This is a genomic window from Curtobacterium sp. VKM Ac-2852 (assembly GCF_013205045.1).
Classification (GTDB): domain Bacteria; phylum Actinomycetota; class Actinomycetes; order Actinomycetales; family Microbacteriaceae; genus Curtobacterium; species Curtobacterium flaccumfaciens.
Genome location: NZ_JABMLI010000003.1, coordinates 567,501 through 592,903 on the forward strand (window position 1 = coordinate 567,501; position 25,403 = coordinate 592,903).

Annotated in this window: 20 protein-coding genes; 7 read left to right on the plus strand and 13 right to left on the minus strand. The window is 69.6% G+C overall.

Annotated elements, in window-relative coordinates; genetic code table 11:
* The first annotated feature begins 88 nt into the window (after positions 1-88).
* Positions 89-2,467, plus strand: a complete 2,379-nt coding sequence (locus tag HQQ79_RS13830) for a bifunctional UDP-sugar hydrolase/5'-nucleotidase (protein WP_173034990.1) — start codon at positions 89-91, stop codon at positions 2,465-2,467.
* 321 nt (positions 2,468-2,788) lie between these two features.
* Here HQQ79_RS13830 and efeB read toward each other — a convergent pair whose 3' ends face one another.
* From efeB to efeU, 3 genes are read right to left on the minus strand one after another with little or no spacing between them, the layout of a single operon-like run.
* Positions 2,789-4,075, minus strand: coding sequence for an iron uptake transporter deferrochelatase/peroxidase subunit (gene efeB / locus HQQ79_RS13835; protein ID WP_173034992.1), 1,287 nt, complete (start codon positions 4,073-4,075; stop codon positions 2,789-2,791).
* On the minus strand, positions 4,072-5,295 hold the full coding sequence (gene efeO, locus HQQ79_RS13840) for an iron uptake system protein EfeO (protein ID WP_027466119.1): 1,224 nt from the start codon (positions 5,293-5,295) through the stop codon (positions 4,072-4,074). The genes efeB and efeO overlap by 4 nt, the downstream gene beginning before the upstream one ends.
* A complete protein-coding gene (efeU, locus tag HQQ79_RS13845; RefSeq protein ID WP_173034994.1) occupies positions 5,282-6,892 on the minus strand; it encodes an iron uptake transporter permease EfeU in 1,611 nt (536 codons plus the stop codon). The genes efeO and efeU overlap by 14 nt, the downstream gene beginning before the upstream one ends.
* 69 nt (positions 6,893-6,961) lie before the next feature.
* Between efeU and HQQ79_RS13850 the strand changes: the two genes are divergently transcribed.
* Together HQQ79_RS13850 and HQQ79_RS13855 are read left to right on the plus strand one after the other, a co-directional pair.
* Complete coding sequence (locus HQQ79_RS13850; protein WP_111038270.1) at positions 6,962-7,723, plus strand: trimeric intracellular cation channel family protein; 762 nt, start codon at positions 6,962-6,964, stop codon at positions 7,721-7,723.
* A gap of 247 nt (positions 7,724-7,970) precedes the next feature.
* Positions 7,971-8,573 carry a TetR/AcrR family transcriptional regulator gene (locus HQQ79_RS13855; protein ID WP_071246890.1) on the plus strand — a complete coding sequence of 201 codons (603 nt, stop codon included), beginning with the start codon at positions 7,971-7,973 and terminating at the stop codon, positions 8,571-8,573.
* A 161-nt stretch (positions 8,574-8,734) separates the two neighbouring features.
* Here the strand turns inward: HQQ79_RS13855 and HQQ79_RS13860 are convergent, their stop codons facing one another.
* The 5 genes from HQQ79_RS13860 to HQQ79_RS13880 all read right to left on the minus strand — a co-directional run bounded on the left by HQQ79_RS13860 (position 8,735) and on the right by HQQ79_RS13880 (position 15,849).
* A complete protein-coding gene (locus HQQ79_RS13860) occupies positions 8,735-11,086 on the minus strand; it encodes a DUF3488 and transglutaminase-like domain-containing protein (RefSeq protein WP_173034997.1) in 2,352 nt (783 codons plus the stop codon).
* Positions 11,087-11,091: 5 nt separating this feature from the next.
* Positions 11,092-12,423 carry a DUF58 domain-containing protein gene (locus HQQ79_RS13865; protein ID WP_173034999.1) on the minus strand — a complete coding sequence of 444 codons (1,332 nt, stop codon included), beginning with the start codon at positions 12,421-12,423 and terminating at the stop codon, positions 11,092-11,094.
* Positions 12,423-13,427 (minus strand): MoxR family ATPase, encoded by a 1,005-nt coding sequence (locus HQQ79_RS13870; protein ID WP_173035001.1) that lies wholly within the window; start codon positions 13,425-13,427, stop codon positions 12,423-12,425. The genes HQQ79_RS13865 and HQQ79_RS13870 overlap by 1 nt, the downstream gene beginning before the upstream one ends.
* 203 nt (positions 13,428-13,630) lie before the next feature.
* Complete coding sequence (locus tag HQQ79_RS13875; protein WP_173035003.1) at positions 13,631-14,635, minus strand: sugar phosphate isomerase/epimerase; 1,005 nt, start codon at positions 14,633-14,635, stop codon at positions 13,631-13,633.
* The gene (locus tag HQQ79_RS13880) at positions 14,632-15,849 is read right to left on the minus strand and encodes a Gfo/Idh/MocA family protein (protein WP_173035005.1); all 1,218 of its coding nucleotides are present in this window, start codon (positions 15,847-15,849) and stop codon (positions 14,632-14,634) included. The genes HQQ79_RS13875 and HQQ79_RS13880 overlap by 4 nt, the downstream gene beginning before the upstream one ends.
* A gap of 116 nt (positions 15,850-15,965) precedes the next feature.
* On the opposite strand from HQQ79_RS13880, the gene HQQ79_RS13885 reads away from it, so the two are divergent.
* On the plus strand, positions 15,966-16,970 hold the full coding sequence (locus HQQ79_RS13885; protein ID WP_173035007.1) for a LacI family DNA-binding transcriptional regulator: 1,005 nt from the start codon (positions 15,966-15,968) through the stop codon (positions 16,968-16,970).
* Positions 16,971-17,048: 78 nt separating this feature from the next.
* Here HQQ79_RS13885 and HQQ79_RS13890 read toward each other — a convergent pair whose 3' ends face one another.
* The gene (locus HQQ79_RS13890; RefSeq protein ID WP_111057605.1) at positions 17,049-17,498 is read right to left on the minus strand and encodes a MarR family winged helix-turn-helix transcriptional regulator; all 450 of its coding nucleotides are present in this window, start codon (positions 17,496-17,498) and stop codon (positions 17,049-17,051) included.
* Positions 17,499-17,625: 127 nt separating this feature from the next.
* Here HQQ79_RS13890 and HQQ79_RS13895 point away from each other — a divergent pair, with 127 nt between their 5' ends.
* On the plus strand, positions 17,626-18,816 hold the full coding sequence (locus HQQ79_RS13895; protein WP_173035009.1) for an MFS transporter: 1,191 nt from the start codon (positions 17,626-17,628) through the stop codon (positions 18,814-18,816).
* 227 nt (positions 18,817-19,043) lie between these two features.
* Here the strand turns inward: HQQ79_RS13895 and HQQ79_RS13900 are convergent, their stop codons facing one another.
* Complete coding sequence (locus HQQ79_RS13900; RefSeq protein WP_173035011.1) at positions 19,044-19,961, minus strand: HNH endonuclease; 918 nt, start codon at positions 19,959-19,961, stop codon at positions 19,044-19,046.
* 897 nt (positions 19,962-20,858) lie between these two features.
* On the opposite strand from HQQ79_RS13900, the gene HQQ79_RS18985 reads away from it, so the two are divergent.
* Positions 20,859-20,981 carry a hypothetical protein gene (locus HQQ79_RS18985; RefSeq protein WP_301952571.1) on the plus strand — a complete coding sequence of 41 codons (123 nt, stop codon included), beginning with the start codon at positions 20,859-20,861 and terminating at the stop codon, positions 20,979-20,981.
* Positions 20,982-22,373: 1,392 nt separating this feature from the next.
* Here HQQ79_RS18985 and HQQ79_RS13905 read toward each other — a convergent pair.
* The 3 genes from HQQ79_RS13905 to HQQ79_RS13915 form a co-directional block, all read right to left on the minus strand.
* Positions 22,374-22,997, minus strand: coding sequence for an ATP-binding cassette domain-containing protein (locus HQQ79_RS13905; protein WP_173035013.1), 624 nt, complete (start codon positions 22,995-22,997; stop codon positions 22,374-22,376).
* A complete protein-coding gene (locus HQQ79_RS13910; RefSeq protein WP_367948110.1) occupies positions 22,991-23,788 on the minus strand; it encodes a peptidoglycan-binding protein in 798 nt (265 codons plus the stop codon). Before HQQ79_RS13910 ends, HQQ79_RS13905 begins: the two co-directional genes overlap by 7 nt.
* 331 nt (positions 23,789-24,119) lie before the next feature.
* On the minus strand, positions 24,120-24,638 hold the full coding sequence (locus HQQ79_RS13915; RefSeq protein ID WP_173035017.1) for a hypothetical protein: 519 nt from the start codon (positions 24,636-24,638) through the stop codon (positions 24,120-24,122).
* A gap of 250 nt (positions 24,639-24,888) precedes the next feature.
* Between HQQ79_RS13915 and HQQ79_RS13920 the strand changes: the two genes are divergently transcribed.
* On the plus strand, positions 24,889-25,194 hold the full coding sequence (locus tag HQQ79_RS13920; RefSeq protein WP_254066308.1) for a lactococcin 972 family bacteriocin: 306 nt from the start codon (positions 24,889-24,891) through the stop codon (positions 25,192-25,194).
* Positions 25,195-25,403: the final 209 nt, after the last annotated feature.

Genomic DNA, 25,403 nt, shown 5'->3' on the forward strand with positions numbered 1-25,403 from the left:
GCGCAGGGGGACGGCCGTGTGAACGTCGTGTGACGACTTGCGACGGGGTCTGGCGAGTCGCCTGTGCGTCTTCGTAGGTTCGACGGCGATGAACACTTCCCACACCACCGGAACCGCCGGTGCGACGACCCGACGACGCCTCGGCGCCGGCGCGGCCCTCGCCACCGCCGGGGTCCTGGTCGCACTCTCCGTCCCGTCCGCAGCCGTCGCCGCCGAGGGCGACACGACGATCGACATCATCGACGTCAACGACTTCCACGGTCGCATCGAGTCCGAGGGCACCGCCGCCGACAAGGCCGCAGGCGCCGCGAAGCTCGCCGGCGTCGTGCAGTCGTACCGCGAGGCCAACCCGAACACGATCTTCGCCAGCGTCGGCGACAACGTGGGCGCCTCGACCTTCACCTCGCTCATCCAGCAGGACTCCCCCACGATCGACGCCCTGAACGCCATGGACCTCGACGTCAGCGCGATCGGCAACCACGAGCTCGACAAGGGCCAGGACGACCTGAAGAACCGCATCGACGACCGCGCCGACTGGCCTTACGTCTCGGCGAACATCGTCAAGGCCGGCACCACCGACCCCGCGTTCACGCCGTACTCCATCGTGGAGAAGGGCGGCGTCAAGGTCGGCTTCATCGGCGCGACCACCGAGGACCTCATCCCCGGGCTCGTCAGCCCCGGCGGGGTGGAGGGCCTCGCGATGGCCCCGATCGTCAGCCAGGTCAACCGGTACGCCGAGCAACTCACCGACGGCAGGGACGACAACGACGAGGCCGACGTGCTCGTCCTGCTCGTGCACGAGGGCGCCACCACGAGCGCGCTCGCCGACGCCACCGGCACCGGCGCCTTCGGCAAGATCACCTCCGGCGTCTCGTCGAAGGTCTCGGCCATCGTGTCGGCGCACACCCACGCGACGTACAACCACTCCATCGCGGGCCCCGACGGCACGGAGCGTCCGGTGATCCAGGCCGGGTCCTACGGGGTGAACCTCGGACACCTGCAGCTCACCGTGGACGCGGACAAGCAGCTCACCGGCATCACGTCCTCCGTCACCTCCGTCAACAACGACAAGCGTGTCCCCGCCGACACCACCTCGGTCACCGAGGTGAGCGACATCGTGACCGCCGCGAAGGCCGTCGCCGACGTCAAGGGCGGCGAGAAGCTCGGCGAGATCACGGGTGACCTGCGTCGCGCCGTGCAGTCCGACCGCAAGGCCGAGAACCGCGGTGGCGAGTCCGTCCTGGGCAACTACATCGCCGAGGTCCAGCGCAGCGCCACAGCGCGCAACGGCTCGAAGATCGCCTTCATGAACCCGGGCGGCCTCCGCACCGACATGGTCTACGCGTCCAGCGGCGCCGGCGACCCGGACGGCACCGTCACCTACAAGGAGGCCGCACTCGTCCAGCCGTTCGCCAACACCCTGGTGACGAAGGACATGACCGGCCAGCAGATCAAGAACGCCCTCGAGCAGCAGTGGCAGCCGGACGGCCTGGAGCGCCCGTTCCTGAAGCTCGGCGTCTCGGACGGCTTCGCGTACACCTACGACCCGTCGAAGGGCCGCGGCGAGCGCATCACCGGCATGACCCTCGGCGGCAAGCCGATCGCGCTGACCGACACCCTCAAGGTGACCGTCAACTCGTTCCTGTCGACCGGTGGCGACAACTTCGCCGCCTTCGCGACCGGCACGAACGTCGCCGACTCCGGCCAGGTCGACCTGCAGGCCCAGGTGGACTACTTCGTGGCGAACAAGAAGGTCACACCCCAGGTCGACCAGCGCGCCGTCGGCGTCACGGTCACGCCGACCCCGGCCGGTGGGTTCCAGCCCGGTGACGAGATCGAGCTCGACCTGTCGTCGCTCGTGTTCAGCAGCGAGGACCCCGCGAAGGCCGGCACCGTCTCGGTCAGCGCGGACGGCAAGGAGCTGGCGTCGTCGGCGATCGACCCGACGATCACCGACAAGAACGACGAGCAGGGTCGCGCGACCCTGACCGTCACGGTCCCCGAGATCGAGGCCCCGGCGGCACGCGCCGCCGCCCGCACCGCAGGCTCCGTCTCGCTCGCCGCGGTGGCCGAGCCCGTCGCCACGACGGACGCACCGCTCGTGGTCACCCTGCCCGGCCAGACCATCACCCTCGCCGTGACGATCCCGGTCGCCGCAGCGGTCGACCCGACCGACCCGACGGACCCCACGGACCCGACGGACCCGACGGACCCGGTCGACCCGACCCCGGGCACGGGCGGCGGGGTCGCCCCCGGCCCCGGCGCGGGTGGCGGTGACGACGCCGGCATCGGTGGCGTCGGCGGGACCGACGACGACCCGCGCGCCGGTGGCGACCTCGCCTACACGGGTGCGGACCTGACCGCTCCGGCGATCGCGGCGGGCCTGCTCCTGCTCGCCGGGATCACGGCGCTCGTGGTCCTCCGCCGCAACCGCGCACGACGTGCCGCGACGGTCCTGACGGACTGACCCCGCGCCTGCGGGCACACACGCGAACGGGCCGTCTCACCCTGGTGAGGCGGCCCGTTCGCGTCGGTCAGGAGGCCCGGCACAGCTCCGGCGCACGCGTCGCGCGACCCGGCGGTCACGGTTGCTGTCCCATCCGGGTCGATCACTGCGGATCCGCGGATCCGCGGGGTACTCTCGGGGTTGTCGCACCGCGACGCGTCGTGCCGGGTCGCTTTCAGCAAGTCGACGGTGGTTCCGTTCGGCGAGACTCCGCGACGCGGGCGTCCTCCGCCTCCAGGGAAACGGCGGAGGGCGCCCACCCTGGCGTCGCAGCGACTCAGCTCATCGGAAGAGCTGCTCGCCGATGTACGACCCTTTGCGGGGTGCGGGCGGGACGGCGAACACCGCGGACCCGACGTGCGAGACGTACTCGTTCAGCCGATCCGAGGCGCCGAGCTTCCGCTGCAGCCGCGTGAAGTGGTCCGGGTCGTTCAGGTAGGCGATGAACAGCAGCCCGGCGTCGAGCTGGCCGTACTCGTTGAGCCCGTCGGTGTAGTTGTACGGCCGCCGCAGGATCTTCACGCCGCCGTTCGCCTCGTGCGCTGCGAGGGCGATGTGCGACGTCGCGTCGATCTTCGTCGCACCGTCGTCGTCCTTCGCGTGGAAGTCCGGGGTGGTGTGCTCCTGTCCACCGGAGAGCGGTGCGCCCTGGATCTTCGTCCGCCCGAACACCCGCTGCTGGTCGCTGACGACGTCGGCGTCCCAGGTCTCGATGTTCATCCGGATCTTCCGCACCACCTGGTAGCTGCCGCCGGCCATCCACCCGGCGTCGCGGTCGAGCCAGACGAACCGGTCGTGGTCGGCGTCGGTCGTGATGTTCCGGGTGCCGTCCTTGAACCCCATCAGGTTGCGGGGCGTGCTCTGGTGCGGCCCAGCCGATGCCCGGCCGAAGCCGAGCACGGTCCACCGGACGGTCGCGGTGCCGCGGGCCATCCGTGCCAGGTCGCGCACCGCGTGGTACGCCACCTGGGGGTCGTCGGCGCAGGCCTGCAGGGACAGGTCGCCGCCGGTCAGGCCCTCCTGCAGGTTGTCGCTCGGCAGCGTCGGGATGTCGGCGAGCGAGGCCGGACGGCGGTCGGCCAGCCCGAAGCGCTCGTCGAAGACGCCGGGTCCCAGGCCGACCGTGACGGTCAGGGACGCGGGCCCGAGGTCGAGCGCCTCGCCGGTGTCGGCGCCGACCCCGTTGCCGTGCGCCGGTTCGACGCTGCCGACGGTCTTGCCGGCCTGCAGCTGGGCGATCGCGGCCGACCAGCGGGCGAGGAGCACCTGCAGGTCGGTCGTGACGGTGGTCGACAGGTCGAACGTCATGTAGACGCAGTACCGCTGCGGAGTGGTGCGGATCCCGCCCTGCGGCTGCCGTGCCGCGGTGGCGTAGAACGGCTGGCTCTGCGACAGGTCGATCGACTCGTCACCGTTCGTCGCCGCCGTGAACGGGTTCACGCCGGTCGCCGCGGTGGCGCCGCCGATCCCCGCAGCCGCGCCGACCCCGGCACCGGCCACGGCCAGGCCGGCGCCGAACAGCCCGCGGCGGGAGACGTTCGCCCGGGGTGCCTCGTCCGGCTCGGTCACGCGGTCGCGACCTTCTCGGCCAGGCGGGACAGCGGGTCCTGGAGCGCCTGGATCTGCTGCGAGATCGTGTTCGCGTCGGACTTCTTGGTGGCGGCGTCCCAGCTGGCGAAGCCGCCCAGGTCGTCGGCGTCGCGGTAGCCGTCCATCAGCGTGTTCGTGGCGTCGAACTGCTTCGCGATCTGCTTCGTCAGGGTCGGGTCGAGCTTGGTCAGCCCCGGCTTGAGGTACGCGAAGGCCTGACGGGCACCCTCGACGTTGGCGGCGAGGTCGACGAGATCGATGTGGCTGTACGCCTCTTCCTCGCCGGTGATCTTGTTCGACTGCACCTCTTCGAGCAGCCCGGCGGCACCGTTCGCCAGGTCCTCCGGCTTGTAGTCCAGGGTCGGCACGAGCTTCGCGAGCAGCTGCACGTCCTCGGTCAGGTCCGCGGCGGTCTGCTTGGTCGACGCGGTGATCTTCCCGGCCTGGAACAGGTCCTTCTCGACGGCGTGGAACCCGCTCCAGCCGACGGCCGGGTCGAGGTTCGAGGCGCGCATGTCGATCAGGTAGTCGAGGTTGCCGGCGTTGTCGGTGGCCTTGAACCCCTTCTTGACGAAGCCGTCGACGTCGCTCTCCACGTGCTCGTAGAACGGACGGGCGTTCGCGTAGTCGGTCTTCGCCGCGTCGAGGTCGCCAGCGTCGATGTCCTTCTGCAGCTGCTGGACCGCGGCGACCATGTCGGTGACCTGGCCGTCGACGTAGGTCGCGTAGCCCTTCGTCCCGTCGCGGAGCAGGGTCGAGGCGCTGCTGTTCGCGGTCGACGCGGCCTTGCCGGTGACGGTGAAGTCCGTCAGCTCGGTCTCGGCGCCGGGGCAGTACACCTGGTACTTCCCGCCGGTCAGCGTGGCGGTGAAGCGGACGGCGTCGAGGCCGGGCGCCAGGTTCTCCTTCTCGCCGAGGATCCGCTGGTCCTGCAGCAGCTCGACCTCGGTGATCGCGGTCGACGACTCGTTCTTCACCGTGAAGGTGACGGGGCCCGCGGGGACCTTCGTCGAGGACACTGCACAGGCGTCCTGCCCGTCGTTGGTGAGCGTGATGGTGACGCGGGAGACCTTCGCGTCGCCGGAGCCGGAGCCGCCGGCCTCGGCGGACCCACCGGCGCAACCGGTGAGTGCGAGGGCGGTGACGGCGCCGAGGGCGCCCAGGGTGATCAGGGGTCGGACGGGCTTACCGAAGGACATGGTCGGTGCTCCTTGCAGGGTCCGCGGCCGGAGGGCCACGAGCGGGGACGGGTTCGGGGGTGGGGACGGTGGGGAGTCGCCGGCGACGGCGGTCACGGAGGGCCAGCAGCGCCTGCACGGCGGCCGCGGCGCCGAGGGCGATCGGCAGCCAGGCCTTCCAGAGCAGCAGGTCGGCTGATCGCGAGTCCGCAGCGGCCACCGAGGCGGCCGACCGCTCGACGCGGGCGTCGGGGACGGACCAGACGGTGCGGTCCAGGGTCGTGGTGCGCGCGGACGGGAGGCCCCCACCGCTCAGCGTCAGCACCTCGCGTTCGTCGCGGGTCGCGTCCAGGACCCCACCGCGGACCGTCCACAGGGTCACCGTGTCGCGCACGGCCCAGCGGGCCGCGAACGGACCGGGGTTCGTCGACGGGGAGACCCCGACGGGCAGGCGGCCGAACAGGGTGACGAGGTCGTCCAGGGTCAGCGTCGACGGACGGTCGGCACCGCTCCCCTGCCCACCGGCCCCGTCCTGCACGACGCGCCACCGGTCAGCGGTCACGCCCGCGCGGGTGACGCGGCGGTGGGCCGACGTCGGCAGGGTGAGTCGGGCCTCCTGGCCGGTTCCGGTGCCGGACACCCGCAGGACGCCGAACGCACCGTCGACGCTGGCGGAGACGGAGCTGGCGTCGCCACTGACCGCGGTCGTGCGGGGCAGGTCGACCCCGCCCGTCGGCACGGCGATCGCGAGCGCCGCTGCGGCGACGGCGAGAGCACCGGCGACGACGGCGCGCACCCGGGGCACGCGGTCCGGCGACGGACGCCAGGCGCGCGGCCAGAGGGTCAGGGCCAGCACCGGGACGACGTAGAGGAACCAGCCGAGCACCTCGATGACCCGCGGGTCCGGCGGGATGCCGAGCACGCCGGTGACCAGGGCGCCCTGCACCGAACCGTTCGGGGCGAGCCACGACAGGTCGACGGTGCGCTGCTGGCCGATGACGATCCAGCCGGCCTCGTGCGCGCGGCGGAGGACGGTCAGCACCAGGCCGCCGGCGACGAAGACCAGGAAGACCCCGGTGCCGGTGAAGAACCGCGACAGGTTGAGGCGGACACCACCGGTGTAGATGCCGAAGCCGACGACGACCGCGGCCGCGATGCCGATCACGGCACCGAGGGCGGCGAGGCCGGTGTCCGACGACGCCTGGAACGTGGCGAGGAGGAACACCGAGGTCTCGAAGCCCTCCTTCAGGACGGCGAGGAACGCCATGCCGGCGAGTGCCCAGGCGGTGCCCCGGCCGAGCGCCGCGGTGGCACTGACCTCGAGGTCGGCCGTCAGTGTGCGCGCGTGCGTGCGCATCCACACGATCATGCCCGTGACGAAGACGACGGCGACGATGCCGATGACCGCCTCCATGCCCTCCTGCTGGGCCTGCGGCAGCGCCTGCTCGACGGCCTGCAGCCCGAAGCCGACGGCGATGCTGAGCAGCACCGCGAGCCCGACGCCCGACCACATCGGGGTGAGCGGGACGCGGTTGCGACGCAGGAACGCGGCGATGATGCCGACGATGAGCGTGGCTTCGAGGCCTTCACGGAGACCGATGACGAGAGTGGCGAGCATGACGAAGGTGAGGCTAACCTAACCGCCGAACGGCCCGCCAGTCGTGCGACGTGATGTTTGATGGTTCTCATGAACCTGCTGTCCGTCGACGGCCTGGCGTCGGTCACGAACGTGCTCGACCTCGCCGGGGTCTTCGCGTCCGCCCTGCTCGGCGGCTCCATCGCCCGCGCGATGGACTTCGACCTGTTCGGGTTCCTGGTCGTCGGGTTCGTCTCCGGACTCGGTGGCGGGATGCTCCGCGACACCCTGCTGCAGAACGGACCACCCGTCGCGCTCGTCGACCCGCTGTACGTGCCGGTCGCCGTCGCCGGGGCGCTCATCGCGTTCCTCGTGTCGTTCTCCGAGGTGACGTGGGACCGGCTGTTCACCGTGCTCGACGCCGCCGTGATCGGGTTCTGGGCCGTGGTCGGCGTGCAGCGGACCTACGACGCCGGGCTCGACTGGCCTGCCGCGATCATCATGGGGACCATCACCGCGGTCGGCGGCGGGGCCATGCGCGACCTGCTGCTGCGGCGGGTGCCGGCGGTGTTCGGCGGGAACGCGCTGTACGCCACCGTGGCCGTCGCCGCGTCGGCCGTGATGGTGATCGCCTCGGCGCTCGGGTCGCCGTCGCTCGGCATCCTGCTCGCGATCACCCTGTCGCTCGGGCTCCGCTGGGGAGCGGTCCGCCGGGGCTGGGGGCTACCGAACGGCCGTGACTGGCAGCCGAAGTCGACCCTGGGTTCGCTGCTCCGGCGGGGTCGGAGCCTGCGACCGGACGCGCTCCGCTTGCTCCGGCGTCCGGGCCGTCGGACCGGTGCCGGCAGTGTCCGAGAAGAGCACGAGGACTGAGGGGCTGTCCCCCGCGGCTCCGCGACGCTACGATCAGTACCGCCGGGTATCGTCCTGGCAGTTCTACCGGGGATGATCCCGGTGAACGCTGTCCGCACAGCACCGACGCGACCCGAACGCGCCGGTTCCGAGCAGACGTGGGGATGGGGGCTTCGCTGATGCCGCGCGGGATCAGACGCGCGGCGCGGCAGGTCTTCACCACGATGCTCTCCCCGACGACCACCAGCACAGGTCGGAGCAACAACCGATGAGCGACGACGCTTCCCCCACCCAGCGCATCCCGCGTGCCGAGGTCCGGGAACGCCTGCTCGCCGCCGGAGCCGCGGTCTTCGCCGAACAGGGTGTGTACGGCGCCCGGCTCGACGACGTCGCCGCGCGCGCGGGGTTCAGCAAGGGTGCGGTCTACTCGAACTTCTCGTCCAAGGAAGACCTGCTCGCGCAGGTCATGCAGCGGTCCACGAACCTGGTGCTCGGCTCGCTGCAGGAGCTCGTGCACGCCGACATCGCCGCCGTCGACGTCGGGGACGTCCTGCGCGCTGCGTTCGGCCAGCACGACCAGAGCGAGCAGTTCGCGCTGCTCTCGGCATTCCGTGGGTACGCCGTGCGCCACCCGGAGTTCCTGCCCGAGTTCATCCGGCAGCGCCGGGTCCTGCAGGACGGGGTGCTCGAGCTGGTGCGGCTGTGGCTCGGTGCCCACCCCGAGGTCGACGTCGGCATGACCCCGGAGGAGTTCGCGACCGTGCTCATCGGGGCGAACGTCGGCCTGGTGTTCGACGCGCCGGCGCTGCCCGGGGTCGACCCCGGCGAACTCGTCGCGACACTGGTCGAGGCGGTCGTCCGCCGGCGCTGATGCCCGGCGCCCCGGCGCGGCGGTGCCGCGGCCGCCCCGCTCGAACGGTGCGAGGTTCCGTAGTCCGTGCGAGGCCGCGCCGGTCGCACGGAGTACGGAGTACGGAACCTCGCACCACTCGGCGCACCCCTCGCACGGTGCGAGGCTCGCCCGCGCCCGCGTCAGGCCGTGCGACGATCGCGACGCCGTGGCTTCGGCCCGTCGTGGGACCAGGCGGACGACGGCAGCAGGCTCGGCGGCAGCAGGCGCGACCGCACGACACGCAGGGCGGGCACCGACGCGTCGAGTGCGCCACGAGCTTCGCGGACGTGCCGCTCCAGCGCCGAAGTGTCCACCGAGGCGACCCCGTCGGCGGCGAAGCGCTCACGATCGACCGCGTCGACCGTGGCCTCCAGGTGGGGCACGACCGACGCCGGCAACCCGGGCCGTAGTCGTCCGAGCACGGCTCGGGCGGTCCGGGCCACGGCGGCGGCATCACCCGGCGGCGCGATGCCCGGGGCGTACCCGTGGTCGGCGACGTCGTCGAGCAACTCCCGCCAGGCCTGCACGGCGGGCGACCGGCCGGCGGCGATCGCCGACAGCCTCGACCGGCGGCGGACTGCGCGCACGAGGCCCGGGGCGACGAGGACCGCGAGCACGAGCAGCAGACCCACGAGCAGCCCGACGGGGCCACCCGCGTCGCCGGAGCCGGACGCACCCGCGGCACCCGGCGCCGGGGAGGCCGACGGGGTCGGTGACGCGGAATCCTGCGCCGGGGTGGTCTGCTCGGGAGCCGGCAGCGGGGTCTCCGGTGCCGCCGCGGTCGGCGAGGCCGAGGGCTCCTCGGACGGCGCAGCCTCGTCCGAGTCGGGCGTCGGCTCGAAGGCGACCCACCCCGCGCCCCGGATGTACAGCTCGGGCCAGGAGTGCAGCTGCCGGTTCGACACCGCGTACTCGCCGTCGGGCTGCGGCGACCCGGCCCGGTACCCGACCGCGATGCGCGAGGGGATGCCGAGCGTGCGGGCCATCACGGCCATCGCGGACGAGAAGTGCACGCAGTACCCGTCGCGGACCTTCAGGAACGTCGAGACGACGTCCATGCTGTCGCCGTCGTACCCCTGCTCGACGGGGGCGGTCTCGGAGTACGTGAACAGGTCGCTGCGGAACCACTGCTCGAGTGCCCGTGCCCGCCCGTAGTCGTCGGTCGCGGCTGCGGCGACCCGGGTCGCGGTGGTCGAGATGTTCGCCGGCAGGTCGTCGGGCAGGGCGAGGTCGGTGCGCAACTGCTGGCGGCTGGGCTCCCGGAAGCCACGGCCGTCGGAGCGGGCGAGCACCCCCGAGGCGGCGACCGCGTCGAGGTAGTCGTTGGCGAAGGTCGAGGCCCCGTAGACCTCGTACATCGCACCGCGGGCGGTCGCGGCTCCGGTCGACCGGACGGTGCTCGAGTTCCCCATCCACCGCCACTGCGACAGGTCGAGGTTGGTGGACTGCGACTCGATCGACACCGCACCCGACGGCACCGGCAGGTAGGTGCTGGACAGCCCGGTGATCCGGACGGTCACGTCGCCGCGGCTCGCGAGGCGCGGGTTGACGCCCTCGGCCCACTGCTGCTCGTCGGCCGTGTCGGCCTCGGCCGCGTTCGTCACGGTCGGCACCCAGTCCCCCGTGCCGAACTCGTCCAGGTCGGCGAGCTTGAGGTACTCGGGCTGCCCGTCCGACGAGCGGTAGCGGAACACCTCGAGCTCACTCGGACGACGCAGGTCGTTGCCGAGTTCGAGCAGGGTGCCGGGCCGTCCGGGCTGGATCGGCGACTGGATCGCACCGGTCACGCCGGACAACCAGCTGGCGTTGAGCGGCACGATCGTCGGCAGCCCGATGGCCACGACGAGCCCGATCGCCCCGACGACCGCGGCGGGCAGTGCGCGCTGCACCGGGCGGACGGACAGCCAGAGCAGGGCGAGGAACGCCACCGCCGTGGCGATGATGAGCGGGGTGCCGGCGGGCTGCCCGGTGATGACACCCGGAACGATCAAGATCACGAGGGCCGGTGCCGCGGCGAGCGACGGGATCCGCGCGATGGCGGCGAGGAACAGCGAGACCGCCGCCACCCAGCCGATCGACGCGGTGACGATGAGCCGGATCGCGTCGGTCTGCGGCAGCGGTGCGGGGTTGAGGCGGATCGCGGCGAGCGTCTCCCCGAGGGCCCCGTCGGCGTCGAGCCACCCGAGCGGTTGGATGTCGTTGACCAGGGCGGCGGCGCACGAGCAGGCGATGACCGTGCCGACCAGGACGACGAAGCGGATACCGGGCGTCTGGCGGCGCACCGCGAGCATCACGGCGACGAGCACGGCGACGACGACGACACCCGATGCCCACCAGGCGATGCCCTGCACGAGCGGCCGGATCGCGAGGGCGGCGAGGAGCACCGGCACCGGCGCGAGGGCCACGACCCAGGCGCTCGGGACGTCACGCAGGTCGTCGTCGCGCTCGAGGATCTCGCGCACGTCGGCACGGCCACGCGCGGGTGCGCTCATCCCGGTCACCGTGCGGCTCCGGACGGCGTCGCGCCCATGACCGGCACCACGAGGGTCCGCCAGCCGCCACGGTCGAGGATGCCCCGCACGGCCGGGTCCGGCGGCACGATGGTCGCCAGGATGCCGCGGCTCGACCCACTGGTCGCGCTGACGAGCTCGGCGGCTTCGTCCGCGGTGCAGGTGCCGGTCACGACGGCGGTCATGCCGTGCACGTCGCGGCCCCGGACCTCGGGCAGGACGTCGGTCACCTGTCGCGCGTCGGAGCGGAGCCGGACGTCGGCGAGCCCGACGAGCACCTCGGTGAGCCCGCCGACGTCGCCCGCGTGCCGGGTCGCGCCTTCGGGACCGTCGAACACGAGCACGACGCGGGAGGTCCGGGCGGCGAGCGCGCGGGCGACACTGGCGGCCACCACGACGGCGTGCTCGAAGGCCTGGTCGCCGCCCAGGTCGGAGAGCTCGGCGAGGTCCTCGCGACCGAGCCGCTGGTAGGACTCCCGCCGGACGTCGAGGGCGATCACGGCTTCGGGCGGCTGGGCCTGGGTGGTCTGGCGGACGTGGAGTTCACCGCGCCGTGCACTCTGGGCCCAGTGCACCCGGCGGATCGGGTCGCCCGGTCGGTACGGGCGGAGTTCGCTGTCGTCGGCGGAGCCGCCCTGTCCGACCCGGCCCTCGTCGGCCGAGACCGCACCGGCGAGCGCGCCGGCGTCGATCGCCCCGAGGGGTGCCGAGGCCGGGACGACGACGACCTCTTCAGCGGGGACGACGGGACGGTCGATCCGGAGCAAGCCGAACGGGTCCTCCACCCGGATCGTCACCGGCCCGACCAGCGTCCGGCCGCGGTGCATCGCGAGCGCCTCGACGTCGAGCACGGCCGGCGGCAGGTTCGGCCCGACCTCGGCGTAGGTCTCCGCCTCGGCCAGGCTGGCGAAGGCGTCCTCGAGCTGTTCGCGCACGAGCAGCGTCGCCCTCGGGCCGATCCGCAGACTGGTGCTGCCGAGGGTGATGCGTTCCCGGTAGACCTCGCCCACCTGGACGATCGCCCGAGCGGTGCTGCGGCTGCCGCGGAGCGGGGTGGCGACGACGAACGCCATCGCGATGCCGAGCACGACCAGCACGAGCAGCAGCAGGCCGGCCGTGACGGCGACGCTCGTGGTGCCGACCAGGCCGCCGCCGACCAGGCCGATGCCGACGGCGATGACCGTCCAGCCCCGGATCGTCGGGCGCGGGAACGGGGTGCGGCGTGCCAGTGACAGCCCGCGGCGGCCGAACCGTGCCGCCGTGGACCGCGCGGCACCGACGCGTCGCAGCAGCGACGGCGGTGCCGATGGACCGGCCATCAGGAGCGGACGGGGGTGGCCGTGAACGGGATGGCGGTGTCGGAGACGATGCGGACGACGATCTCGCGCACGGTGTCCTCGCCGGTGCCGCCGAGCCCACGGGCGACCGGCACGAGCCGGTGCGCGAGCACGATCGGGGCGAGCGTCGCGACGTCGTCGGGGGTGACGAACGGGCGGCCGAGCAGTGCGGCGTGCGCACGGGCCGCCTGCGCCAGGTGCAGCGTCGCGCGGGGACTCGCACCGAGCACGAGGTCGGGGTGGGTGCGCGTCGACCGGACGATCGCGATGATGTACGCCTCGACGTCGGGGGCGATGTGCACCCCGGCGACGGTCTGGATGATCGCCCGCAGCGTGCCGACGTCGACGATCGGCCGCAGGCGCGACAGCGGGTCGCTGCCGCCACGGTTCGCGAGCATCTGCCGTTCGGCGTCGACGCTCGGGTAGCCCATCGCGATGCGCGCCATGAAGCGGTCCCGCTGCGCCTCGGGCAGCGGGTACGTGCCCTCCATGTCGATCGGGTTCTGCGTCGCGACGATCATGAACGGCCGGTCGAGCGGGCGCGTGACACCGTCGACGGTGACCTGCGACTCCGCCATCGCCTCGAGCAGGGCCGACTGGGTCTTCGGGCTGGTGCGGTTGATCTCGTCGCCGATGACCACGTTCGCGAACACCGGGCCGGGCGAGAACCGGAAGGTGCCGGACGACTGGTCGAAGATGTTCACGCCCGTGACGTCGGACGGCAGCATGTCCGAGGTGAACTGGATGCGGTTCACCGACCCGCCGACCGAGGCACCGAGCGCTTTCGCGAGCACGGTCTTGCCGACGCCGGGGACGTCCTCGACGAGCAGGTGTCCCTCGGCGAGCATCACCGTCAGGGCCGTGCGGATGGCTTCCGCCTTGCCGTCGATCACCGTGGCGACGGAGGCCACGATGTCGTCGCCCACCGCCCGCACGTGTTCGAGCGGGAAGGCGGGGGCGGTCGGGTCCGGCACGCAGGGCTCCATCGTCGGGGACAGGTGTCGTGCATGCTACATCGGGCCGGTGACAGCACCCGGTACGGGTGCACGGACTGGTCGTTCCGCGCACCGGCGGCCGATCCGCGTGTGGTGGGGCCGGGAGGCATGACCCCACCACACGCCGATCCGTCACCTCGTGCGCGGAACGGCCCACGGGCCTCCAGGCGGTGACCGGGTCAGCTGACGGACGGTCAGGACCGGGGCGCCAGCGCCGCGTCCGCGGCGCGCAGCACGCGCGCGGCGACCGCGACCCCGTCTTCGCGCCCGAGCTCGGTGTCCTCGTGCTCGATGTTCACCCACATGTCCGGGTCGATCGCACGCAGGGCCTCGAGGAACGTCGTCCAGTACGCCTCGTCGTGCCCCTTGCCGAGCGCGACGAAGTCCCACGCCGACGGCTTCGGCCACTCGTTCGCCCACTCGTCGCCGCCGAGGTTCGTGCGCGGCTCGTCCGGCGACGACCGGCGGAACGAGTTGTCGAGCACCCCGTTGATCGCGGCGTGCGGGTTGATCCGGACGTCCTTCGCGGCGGCGTGGAACACGAGCGGCCCGAGGTCGCGGGCGACCGCCACCGGGTCCATCTGCTGCCAGAACAGGTGCGAGGCGTCCAGCTCGACCCCGATGTTGGTCAGCCCGCCGCGCTCGACGAGTTCCCGGATCGACGCCGGGTTGAACACGAGGTTCTGCGGGTGCAGCTCGAGCGCGACCTTGACGCCGTGCTCCCGGGCCAGGGCGTCGATCTCCTGCCAGAACGGCACCGCGACGCTCCACTGGTGCTCGAGCACGTCGAGCGCCGCCGAGTTCCAGGCGTTCACGATCCAGTTCGGCCGCGTCCCGCCCGGCTCCCCCGCCGGCAGTCCGGACATCGTGACGACGCGGTCCTGCCCGAGGCGGGCCGCGAGGCGGATGCTGCGCCGGACGTCCTCGGCGTGCGCGGGGCCGATCGCCGGATCGGGGTGCAGCGGGTTGCCGTTGCAGTTGAGCCCGGCGATCTCGACGCCGGTCCCCGCGAACTGCGCGAGGAACGCGTCACGCGCCCCGTCGTCCTGCAGGATCGCGTCGATGTCGGGCACGTGCACCGGGGGCAGGAACCCGCCGGTGTTCAGCTCGATGCCGGTGAGGCCGTTGGCCGTGATGACCCGGAGTGCGTCGGCGAGGGGCCGGTCGTGCAGGATCGCGTCGTAGAGACCGAGTTTCATGCCGTCACTGCTTCCTTGATCGTCTCGGTGGCGCCTCCGGCCGCGGCGGACCGTGCCACCCCGTCGAGGACCTCCATGTTGTGCACGCCGTCGTCGAACGTGGCGTTCGCGGGCAGGGCGTCGGGCACGGCGCTGGTCAGCCCGGCGATCTCGTCGAGGAACGCCCGCGCCTGGTACTCGAACATCTGGTTCTGCCCCCAGCCGACGCCCGGGGCGTCCATCGCCATGCCGCCCGCGACGTAGGGGTGGTCCGGGCCGAGCACGACCTGGCGGTACCCGCCCGTGCGCGAGCCGTCGGACTGCAGCGCGAGGCCGATCTCGGAGGCGCGCTCCTGGTCCCAGCGGGCGGCGCCGCGCTCGCAGAACACCTCGATCACGAGGCCGTTCGGGTGCCCGGCCGCGACGCGGGAGGCCTCGAGCGACCCGACGACCGTGCCGTCACCGAACCGTGCGCTGAACGTGGCGTAGTCGTCGTTGCCGACGGCCGCGGTCTCACCGGTGAGCGGGACGGCCTGCCCCCGCAGGGCGTGTCCGGCGGCGACGGGGCGCTCGGTGATCGACGTGGTGAACGTCCCACCGCTGACGCTCCGGACCGGGCCGGCCAGGAACTCGGCGACGTAGGACAGGTGCGAGCCGACGTCGGCGAGCGCGCCGGACCCCGGCTCCCCCGCGAAGCGCCACGAGAACGGGACGTCGGGCGAGGCGCCGTAGTCGGTCCAGTACCGGCCGGAGACGTGCAGGACGCGGCCGAGCGTGCCGTCCTCGACGAACTCCCTGATGGCCGCGAGCCCGGGAGCCCGGCGGTAGGTGAACCCGATGCGGCCGAGCACCCCGCGCTGCGCGGCCTCGGCAGCGGCGGACGCCATCGCGCGGGCGTCGTCGAGCGAGTCGGACAGCGGCTTCTCGCACAGCACGTGCTTGCCGGCGGCGAGCAGCCCCTCGACGATCTCGCGGTGCAGGGTGTTCGCGACGACGACGCTCACCACGTCGATGTCGTCCGCCGCCGCGACGGCGCGCCAGTCGGTGTCGTGCCGCTCGTAGCCGAAGCGCCGTGCGGCCTCGGCGGCGAGGGGCTCGTAGACGTCGCCGACCGAGACGAGCCGGACCGGCGGCAGCGTCGCGGTGAAGAGGGAGGGTGCGTTCCGCCACGCAGCCATGTGGGCCTTGCCCGCCATGCCCGCGCCGATGACGGCGACGCCGATGCTGTCGCTCATGTTCTCTCCTTCGAGAAGGTCGCTGGATCCCGATTCTGGAACGTTCCAGAACGTGTCGGTAGACTGTAGCCGCACCAGCCCATGTCCTGTCAAGCACCGTGCCGGAAAGGCTCAGCGTGACCCCTCGCCCGCCGACGATCATCGACGTCGCCGCACGCGCAGGCGTCTCGAAGTCCCTGGTGTCGATGGTGCTGCGCGACGATCCCGGGGTCTCCCCGGCCCGCCGCTCCGCGGTGCTCGCCGCCGTCGCGGAGCTCGGCTACCGCCCGAACCGCGCCGCCGCCATCCTCGCCGGCACCCGGACCCGCACCATCGGGGTCATCGTCGACGACTTCCGGAACCCCTGGTACGTGCCGATGCTCGACGGCATCCGCGAGGCCCTCGCCCCGCACGGACTCCGCCTCACCCTGGCCGACACCCGGGCCAACGCCCACCTCGGCTCCTCACCCTTCGACGACCTGGTCTCCCTGCGGGTCGACGGCGTGGTGCTCGCCGCCGAGGGCTTCCCCGACGTCGTCGTCCCCGCCGACACCCCGGTCGTGATCGCCGGCGCGCGCGAGGACGTCCCGGGCGGACTCGACGTGGTCGCCTCCGACGAAGCCGCCGGCGGGCGGTTGGCAGCGGATCACCTGATCGACCTGGGTCACCGCCGCATCGTCCACGTCACCGGCTCGGGAGGCCCGGCTGCGCTCCGCCGCGACGCCACCGTCGCGCAGCTGGTCGCGTCCGGCATCGAGCCGCTGGTCTACGGCTCCGGCCCGACCTCGGAGACGACCGGCTACGAGGGCATGCGGCTCGCACTCCGGGAGCACCCCGACCTGACCGCGGTGTTCGCCGCGAACGACGTCATGGCGATGGGCGCGATCGCCGCCGTGCAGGAAGCCGGACTCCGCGTGCCGCAGGACGTCTCGGTGATCGGCAACGACGAGACCCCGCTCGCCGCATCACCCCTGCTGCGCCTGACGACGGTCGACCCGCACAACGACGAGGTCGGGCGCCTGGCGGCTGCGCGGTTGGTCGAGCGGATCGGCGCCGCAGCGGGGACGCCGACGGATCCCATCAGGACACTCGTGCCACCGACGCTCGTCGTGCGGTCGACGACGGGACCGCCGCGCGCCTGAGCGGTGACCGCCCCGGGGCCGACGCCGGCGGGGCGGAGGTGCGCGGGGCCTCCAGGGCGGGTGCGAGGTGACCCGAGGTCAGACGCGCGCGCCCTCGAGCCGCTCGACGGACTCGGCCAGGTCGGCGAGCTCGGGAACCTCGTGCGCCTCGGCGAGGGCGCCCTCGAGCGCCGCGGCGTGGATCGGTGTCGCACGCTCGAGCAGGACCTGCCCGGCGTGCGTGAGCTCCGTGTAGAGCCCGCGACGGTCGTCGGCGCACAGGACGCGGGTCAGCAGGGCGCGCTCCTCGAGCCGGTTCACCAGCCGGGTGGTCGCACTCGGGCTGAGGGCGGCCGCGCGGGCGAGCTGCTGCATGCGCATGTGGAAGCCGTCCTGCCGGCGCAGGGCATCGAGCACCGTGAACTCCACGACGGACAGGTCGACCTGCCGGAGGTCCCGCTCCAGGCGCGTCTCGATCAGGCCGTGCAGTGCCGCCAGGGTGCGCCAGCCGTGGGCGCGGACGGCGGTGGAGGTGTCGTCGACGGACATCGGGGCTCCTTCGGTCGGTGCAGGCGACGACAGTTGCTTGCGCGGATACCCCGCGTGTGCAACTATTTATGTCCCGCGTCTGCAACAACCAGCGTACGCGGCACAGCTGCACGACGGAAGGACATCCATGCCCGCGGGACTCATCGCCCTCGCACTCGGCGGATTCGGCATCGGCCTGACCGAGTTCGTCATCACCGGCCTGCTGCCCGAGGTGGCGGCCGACTACGGCGTCACCGAGACCACCGCCGGCTGGCTCGTCACCGGGTACGCCCTGGCGGTCATCGTCGGGGCCCTCGGGCTCACCGCCGCGACCACCCGGCTCCCCCGCAAGCCCGTCCTGCTCGGGCTGCTCGTGCTGTTCATCGTCGGCAACACCCTGTCCGCGATCGCCCCGACCTACGGCGTCATGATGACCGGCCGTGTCATCGCCGCCCTGTGCCACGGAGCGTTCTTCGGCATCGGCTCGGTCGTCGCCGCGAACATGGTCGAGCGGTCCAAGCGCGCCTCGGCCGTCGCCCTGATGTTCACCGGGCTCACCGCGTCGAACGTGCTCGGCGTGCCGTTCGGCACCTTCCTCGGCCAAGCCGCCGGCTGGCGTGCGACGTTCTGGGCGATCGCGGCCATCGGTGTCGTCGCCCTGATCGGCGTCCTCGTCCTCGTCCCCGCGGTCCGCTCCACCGAGGTCCCGTCGCTCGCCCGCGAACTCAGCGCCTTCCGGTCCGGGCAGGTCTGGCTGTCGCTCGGCATGACCGTGCTCGGCTACGGCGGGATGTTCGGCGCCTTCACCTACATCGCGTACACGTTGACCTCGGTGTCCGGGTTCCCGTCGTCGGCGGTGCCGTGGCTGCTCATCGTGTTCGGGATCGGGCTGTTCGTCGGCAACTTCGCCGGCGGCAAGCTCGCGGCCCGCTCGATCGACCGCACGTTGCTCGTGGTGCTCGTCGTCCTGACCGTGGTGCTCGCGGCGTTCGCCCTCGTCGCGACCTCGCCGGTGCTCACCGTGATCGCCCTCGTGTTGATGGGGGCGTTCGGGTTCGCGACCGTCCCGGCCCTGCAGACGCGGGTGATGCAGTACGCCGACCACGCGCCGACCCTGGCGAGCGGGGCGAACATCGCCGCGTTCAACCTCGGCAACGCGCTCGGGGCCTGGATCGGCGGTCTGACCATCGCCGCCGGCCTCGGGTACACGTCGCCGATCTGGGCGGGGTCGGGGATCACCCTGGCGGCCGTGGTGCTGACGCTCGTGGCGATGGGCGCCGTGCGTCGGGGGCGCGCGGGAGTGCGGACCACGACGACGGGGAGCATCGCGACGGTCTGACGCGAGCGGTTCAGGCCCCAGAACGACGAAAGCCCGGTCCGATCGGACCGGGCTTTCGTGTAGTGCGGATAGTTAACGAATCAACGGAAAGCCCTGATCAGGGAGTCTTGACCTCCATGATCAAGGGAGCTGTTGCCACAGAGCCTGGGCGCACATTGGCACAGTTCACGAGGCGTGCATGCAGGGAGGGATGCGATCGCAGCTCTGTCGGCAGGGGCTCGATGTGTTCACTCGGACGAGTTCGTTGCCGGGGGTGAAGCGACACGCTGGCGGGTGGATGGGTCGATCTCGGGAAAGGGCCATTCGACGACGAGAGTGCCTGCGAGCGACAGCAGCCAGGCGGGGCCGGACTCCATCGTCTTGTTGCGGAGCAACGCCAGCGGTACACCTGCGGGCTTACCGGTCCGAAAAAACCGCAGTTTCTGGGCGTGGGGACCCACCGTCAGGTCGGTGCGCGACCGTGCGGCCACAACGCCGAGGAGTTCGGTTCGGATCTGTTTCGCGGAGTCCACGCGCGGGACCCCACGGAGGTGGAGGCAGGCAGCGAGATAGGCGCTCTTCAGTACACCGTTTCGAACTTCGGCTTCGCTGGGCTGGCTCACGTGGTGCTCGAGATTCCCAGCAGTCCGCATGCGCCGGCTGAACTCCTCACCTGGGTCTGATCCCTTTTCGGGGAGGAGGACCAACTCTCCATCGTCGGTCCGGAGCACCAGGGCGCGCGTTGCTCCGAAAGGTCGCGGGTCTCCGTCTGCCGTGTATCGCATTCGAACCATTCTATCGAACCAGTCTTGCAGTCCCGCTTCGACGCGAGCCCCGAAGACATTATTACAGCGCGTGCAAGTGGTTGTCATGATGCTTCCGCCGAGCCCCCTGGGCGGAACGTGCTCGTCGGAATCCGCGGGATGCTCAAAACAAATCGGACAGACGTCAAAGCGTCTTGCCTTGATGAATTCTGTAACTGCCGCATCGCCAGCTTTACGATCATCAGTGTTCGGGATGACTGCCGCGCGAGTGGTCTTTCCTGCCGCGTCCGAGAACTCGATTTCGCTCACTTTTGGAAGCCCCCGGCCCCCGTCTTTCGCTTGGCGCCCAGAGACTGAGATGATCGTGGATCGAATCGGGCGGCGGCTGCCTTCGTCGTTCATGTGCTGAGCATCGCACAGAAGACGCTGCCGTTGAATCTTCCGACCCCGTAGGGCAATCGGGCCGCAAATTCGGATGCCGGAGTCCTGCCGATCACTCCCCCACGACACTGATGGTGGAGTGCTCCGTGAACGCGGCGCTGTGGGTGTTCGCCCCACTGTCAGAGCGCCGGTCAAGCCTCTTCCGCGTACTGGTCGTCGTGGCGACGCATGCAATGAGTGCGCTCACGCAGATCCTCGAAGGTCTTGGCGCGGACGTCGGCGCAACCGCCCAGCAGGTGATCGCAATCCTGCAGTCCGAGCAACCCGCCCGAGCTTTACAGATTCGAGCACTGCGCAAGCGGTCCATGCACTACGGCGTCCCGAAGACGCTGACAGGACTCTCCGCCAGCAAACCCGCGTACGGCCTCGTGGAAGCCACGACATCGGGCGAGCCGCCCGCACTTGGCTGGAGCGCCGCGACGACTCGAGTCGAGGCGAGTCGAGTTCCCCGTCGACATCACCCTTCGTCAGTTCGCCTGGATCGCCGACAGGCCATTCTGCGGCGCGGGTGGAAACCCTGCCCGACGGCACTTCGCCAGACCCACGACTCCCCGCACCGAGCGTTCCGTGGATCGGCACGGACGATTAGGTGCACCTGACGAACGTCCGACAGATCCGAGCCGTGATGGCCGCGGCAGCAACCCGATCTACATGCGGGGGGATAGTGAACGCAAAGGTGAGCGCCTTCTCGCGGGGCTCGACGTGGGGCTCTCGATTCGTGCCACACTCGGGAGGTCTGACATCGCGGCCCGCATGGTTGGAATGGCGCCGTGGCGCGACACGTAGATGACCTTGTCGAGGACGCGTCGCGGTTTCAGGACTAGGTGGGGAGAAGGGCAGACTCCAGGCAGCTGTCTCATGACGACCGAGCCGGAGGCGGTAGAGGAATCGATCATGGCCAAGGATGACATCCGCGCCTACAACGAAGATGGTGTCTGGACCCTCGCAGCGCGCGATGCAGAGTGGCAGAGCTTCGAGTAGCCCCCTGCACGGCTGTAGCCCTCAGAGTGAAGCGTTCCGTACACGTCGCTGAAGCTCGCAGGAGAACTGTTCTAAGTGCTGCGTTCACGAACGCGAACTGAATCAATCAGTCAGCTGTCTGGCTGATTATCGTCGACGTCACCGGACTCATCCGCATTTCGCCTCCCGGATACGACAAGTTCTCGAACCATTTTCCACACCGCGGCACCCCCAAATATAAAGGCGAGGACAATCGCGCCGAGGCCGAGGGTCGAAAGGAGCTCCATCGAGCCAGTCTCTCACACCTTCGTAGATCTGGCCACGCCGGTCAGCCCTGGCTCACCCAGGGCCCAAGTCCGCTATGACCCCCGAAATACCCGAAACATAAGATTTTCACGTATCGACAGGGTTCCGAGTAGGGTGGCCACATAAGCACCCGCGATAAAGATTATTAACGGCTTCCAAGTAAAGTTCACCATAGGCACCTCCAAGGCGCCGGATACGACAAACACTAGGGCCACGGTAAGGCCCGCAAGTGGCAAGGTCGAGAATGCCAATTCCGCCGAGCGAATCAAGGCTATTTCTCCATCATGGCTGCCCGCATGCCGAGAGGAAGCAGTCTCGAGACGACGAGGCCAAAGGAGGGCAAGGCCAATCAGCCCGCCGAAAACGAAAGTAACTAGAGGTAGCCTCGCCGTGGAACGACCTCGGTACGCTTCCTCATCTGGCCCGCTTCGCCCGAGCGATGCATTCAGCTGTGAAAACTCCGTATCCTGACTGCTTAGGATGGATTTTGCGTCGAGCGCTGAAGCAAGCAAAGATTGACTGCCGTCCGCGCCGGGGCTCAGCTCTGCCCAACATTCGTCGAACGGCCGAGACGACGGGTCACGTTCTAGAACCGCATATCCAAGACCCGCGCGGCGGCCGTCATCCGCCCACGAGTAGATGTCGCCAACCATCATGTTCCCCTGGGAGGTCGGTATCACCTCGCCACGCGTTAGCGACAACGTGTCCGCGACATCACGAGCAATCGCAATCGACGAATATGAGTGCAGGCCAGGTAAGGCCGAGAACCCGCCAAACCCGCTCGACACTCTATAGAGAGGCACCGGCTGGCCGGGGAGAGACCGGAGTTCAAGGTTTGATGTACCTGGGGAAATCGCTCCAGAGCTGATAACGCCAGGGGCCGATCGTAACGAATCGCATGCGCTCCCGTCAATCCCTCCCTCGGCTGCTAGGACGACGACAGAGCCGCCAGCAGCTTCGAACGACTCACGCGCCTCGGTAATGCTGTGCGCCTGAACCGCGTCTATCGCGGCAATGGAAACAACGCCGAACGAGCCGAGTATTACGAAGAGGAACCACCGCGTCACGCCCGTCGCCGAGTTCCTCCACGCCTCGGAAATCATCGCTCTAAAGCGCATGGAAGTCACCTAGGTCTATAACGGAATCGCATGCATCGCGCGTATCCGGGTCGTGGGTCGCGACGACGGTGATGATCGGCCTGCTGGAGATGGAAGATATTGCACGGTTCACTTGGCGCTTTGTGGCCGCATCGAGCTGGGCCGTAGGCTCGTCGACGAGCAAGACGTTGGGTCGCGCAGCGATGGCCCGCGCCAGCATCAGACGTTGCGCCTCTCCGCCCGACAGCTGGGAAAAAGCTCGTTCCTCGACTCGGTCGAGCGATACGTCGCGCATAATCCTCCTGGCGTGTGCGTTGGCTCTTAGCCGCGACATCCCGCTTTGCAGCAATGGGTACGACACGTGATCGAGCGCCGTTCGCCGTGCAGAGCCATGCGGATTCTGGAACACCCACTGCGTTCTGAGCACTCCGACTTTCTGCACTGTCCCATCTGCAGGCCTCAGCCAGCCGGCAAGAATATTGAGGAGTGTGCTCTTGCCGCTGCCCGACGGCCCCACGAGCGCATACGAGAACCCCGCATTCAGGGTCTGATTTATGTCCTCGAAGAGAAAATCAGCGCCCGGGTAGCGGTGGCCAACGCCCTCTAGTACAATCCGCGCATTCGGTTCTAGCATTTTGTCGACGGGCGTGGGCTGGCGTCTACGTTGGGTCCAATCCCGGGCTTTCCCGCAACGAAGACCACGGAGGCGCCTAGTTTCGATCCAACGACCCGCACCCGCACCACGTTTTTCCCCGAGCGGACACAACTCACACCACCATGGAAAACTATCGACCCCGCCGGGACCACCGAGAGGCGGGTAGGCTCTTTGAGCCTCAGGGGAAGGGTGATCGTCCTCGACCCAATGGCCTCCCCTGTAGACGGCTCGCCAGCTGACGAGCCGCGCTCTGAGCCGTCTAAACCCTCGTCTGCGCTCTCCGCATCAGCCACGGAGGCATCGGCGAGTTTATAGGGTTCCGTCACGGTGCCGTCCTTGCCGACATCGAGCGTCGAGCCGTCCGGAAGAGTGAGCACACGGTCCCCAGGGAGGCTCAGGTCCTCCACGCCTTGGACGGTCGCGCTCTCGACCTGCGCAGTCGCCGTAGCAAGCGGGCCTCCGCTCGTGATTGTCTCTCCAACCTCCGCTCTGCAAGCAGCCACGTCCACACGCTCGGCTGGCAGCCAGACGTACCGAGACCGGGGAAATAGAGTGTCTCCCGGCTTAACGTCCTTCGACTCTGCGTCGAGGTTCAATCCCAAAGCATACGAAAGACGCGCTATTGCGCGAGCCGTATTCCTGCCCGCAACTCCGTCGACGTAGACGGAAAAACCCAACCTGGTAAGTTCTGTTTGCAGCGCCCGGACATCCTCCCCCTTCGCGCCATATTCGATGTTGCGCCACAGCGGCGAGGACGTGGCAAGGTTCACCAACCGTTCACCGTCCACTGAATAAGAAGACGTCCCGGAGGCGATCGCTTGACCTGCTCTACACGCGGACTCCGTAAGCACGCCTTCGGCGCTCGAAGTCAAGCTCCTCTCGGACCCGATCCGCACCAACACTTTGGCCGACTTGGTGTCCGTTGTCGTCGTGGTCGCGACCGATGCATGCGCAACATCGGGGGCGGACCTGAGGGCTTCCGGCACGTGCTCAGGGGCGAGCGCGAGTCCCAAACTAACGCCAATGCACCCCGTGACGAGTGCGAATATAACCCCCAGTGACAGAGCCGACCTGACACGGAATGGCTCGCGCGAGGCCGCTCTACTCATTCGAAAGACCGAGCGGGTCGTCATTGCATTTTTCGAACGCAGCCGAATTGAAGTCGAATGAGAAATTCTCAGACTCAGTTTCGCGCGAATACTGTTTTGCCGTATACGACTTGGGCACAAGCCCTTGGCCCACGAGGCACCGCGCCATTATCTCATCCTCATCCAGGTGTTCAGGATTGCGCGCAATCGCATCCCGGATGAGCAGCACTCTGGCACCCCCGTCCTGCAGGCACTTGTCGACGGCGGTTTCGTCGGTCTTCACGGGACGCGTGTAAGCCCACTCCCCGTCTTTCAACTTCACGTTTGTCAGACCCAAATCGGTCATGCAATTCGAGATCCGATTGACAAAGTAATTGTATTCCGCGTCGGTAATCTCGCCATCAGCCAGAGCTTCACGGACCTCGCTATCGCTCGCGATGCGGTAAGCATCCGAAAATGCCGACGCCCACGGTCCATGAAAGTTTTTCTGCGTGCCCCCGGATGTGGCGGGAGGCTTCTCAGCGTCACCCATACCACCCCCCGAACATCCCGAGAGGACAAAGATACCGCATAGAGCCGCTACAAGAGCGGCATTTCGACTGAACACGCTTTCCCCATTTCTTACGACGGCCCCCGCCTGTTGATTGACAATCGTTGACACGTCTGATATCGGGCCGCCCGTATTGACTCTTGACGATTGCGCAGGTACGTTGGCGACAGACATGGAGTGTACGGCAAGGGGTGCCGTCCCATGCATCGAGAAGGGGCATCTTGTGATCAAGATGAAGTTCATGGCGGTTGCCACCGCGTTGGTCGCTGGGGCGATGCTGGCCGTGCCGGCGACGGCCCAGGCAGCCCAGCACAGCGAGAAAGTGGGGGGCGGCCTGTGGAACTGGGGTCAGGACAGCGGGAAGGACTACTCACACTATTACCACAAGACCAAGTTCCACACGGCTACGGTCTGCAACGGTAAAGCTGGTGGGGTGATGGTGACCTGCAACAAGAAGGCTGTCGAAGACGGCAAATGGGCGAAGGTGAGCATGACTTCGTCTGCGTCGACGGGTCACGCCTACTGGAACGTTCTTTAGTCACCGCTGAGAGGCGGCCGGGGAACTCCCCGGCCGCCCCTCCGTTTCCGAAAACGACGCAGATCGAAATAAGAGCGAGGACCCAACCGCGTCGCGTAAGTGAGTACCGTCAAGCGTCCAGAGTGTGGCTCCCGCGGCCGGATGGCAGAAGCGTCTTGCCGCAGTCGCACTGATGACGAGCGCAGGGGCCTAGTGCGTTGCGTCGACGA

Bases quoted from the DNA above. Each gene is read 5' to 3' on its own strand.
- HQQ79_RS13870 (WP_173035001.1), bottom strand. From the start codon at position 13,427: ATGGAGCCCTGCGTGCCGGACCCGACCGCCCCCGCCTTCCCGCTCGAA.
- HQQ79_RS13855 (WP_071246890.1), top strand. From the start codon at position 7,971: ATGAGCGACGACGCTTCCCCCACCCAGCGCATCCCGCGTGCCGAGGTC.
- HQQ79_RS13920 (WP_254066308.1), top strand. From the start codon at position 24,889: ATGAAGTTCATGGCGGTTGCCACCGCGTTGGTCGCTGGGGCGATGCTG.
- HQQ79_RS13860 (WP_173034997.1), bottom strand. From the start codon at position 11,086: ATGAGCGCACCCGCGCGTGGCCGTGCCGACGTGCGCGAGATCCTCGAG.
- HQQ79_RS13850 (WP_111038270.1), top strand. From the start codon at position 6,962: ATGAACCTGCTGTCCGTCGACGGCCTGGCGTCGGTCACGAACGTGCTC.
- efeU (WP_173034994.1), bottom strand. From the start codon at position 6,892: ATGCTCGCCACTCTCGTCATCGGTCTCCGTGAAGGCCTCGAAGCCACG.
- HQQ79_RS13890 (WP_111057605.1), bottom strand. From the start codon at position 17,498: ATGTCCGTCGACGACACCTCCACCGCCGTCCGCGCCCACGGCTGGCGC.
- HQQ79_RS13905 (WP_173035013.1), bottom strand. From the start codon at position 22,997: ATGCTAGAACCGAATGCGCGGATTGTACTAGAGGGCGTTGGCCACCGC.
- HQQ79_RS13880 (WP_173035005.1), bottom strand. From the start codon at position 15,849: ATGAGCGACAGCATCGGCGTCGCCGTCATCGGCGCGGGCATGGCGGGC.
- HQQ79_RS13875 (WP_173035003.1), bottom strand. From the start codon at position 14,635: ATGAAACTCGGTCTCTACGACGCGATCCTGCACGACCGGCCCCTCGCC.
- HQQ79_RS13915 (WP_173035017.1), bottom strand. From the start codon at position 24,638: ATGGGTGACGCTGAGAAGCCTCCCGCCACATCCGGGGGCACGCAGAAA.
- HQQ79_RS13865 (WP_173034999.1), bottom strand. From the start codon at position 12,423: ATGGCCGGTCCATCGGCACCGCCGTCGCTGCTGCGACGCGTCGGTGCC.
- HQQ79_RS18985 (WP_301952571.1), top strand. From the start codon at position 20,859: ATGACGACCGAGCCGGAGGCGGTAGAGGAATCGATCATGGCCAAGGAT.
- HQQ79_RS13895 (WP_173035009.1), top strand. From the start codon at position 17,626: ATGCCCGCGGGACTCATCGCCCTCGCACTCGGCGGATTCGGCATCGGC.
- HQQ79_RS13900 (WP_173035011.1), bottom strand. From the start codon at position 19,961: ATGAACGACGAAGGCAGCCGCCGCCCGATTCGATCCACGATCATCTCA.
- HQQ79_RS13830 (WP_173034990.1), top strand. From the start codon at position 89: ATGAACACTTCCCACACCACCGGAACCGCCGGTGCGACGACCCGACGA.
- efeO (WP_027466119.1), bottom strand. From the start codon at position 5,295: ATGTCCTTCGGTAAGCCCGTCCGACCCCTGATCACCCTGGGCGCCCTC.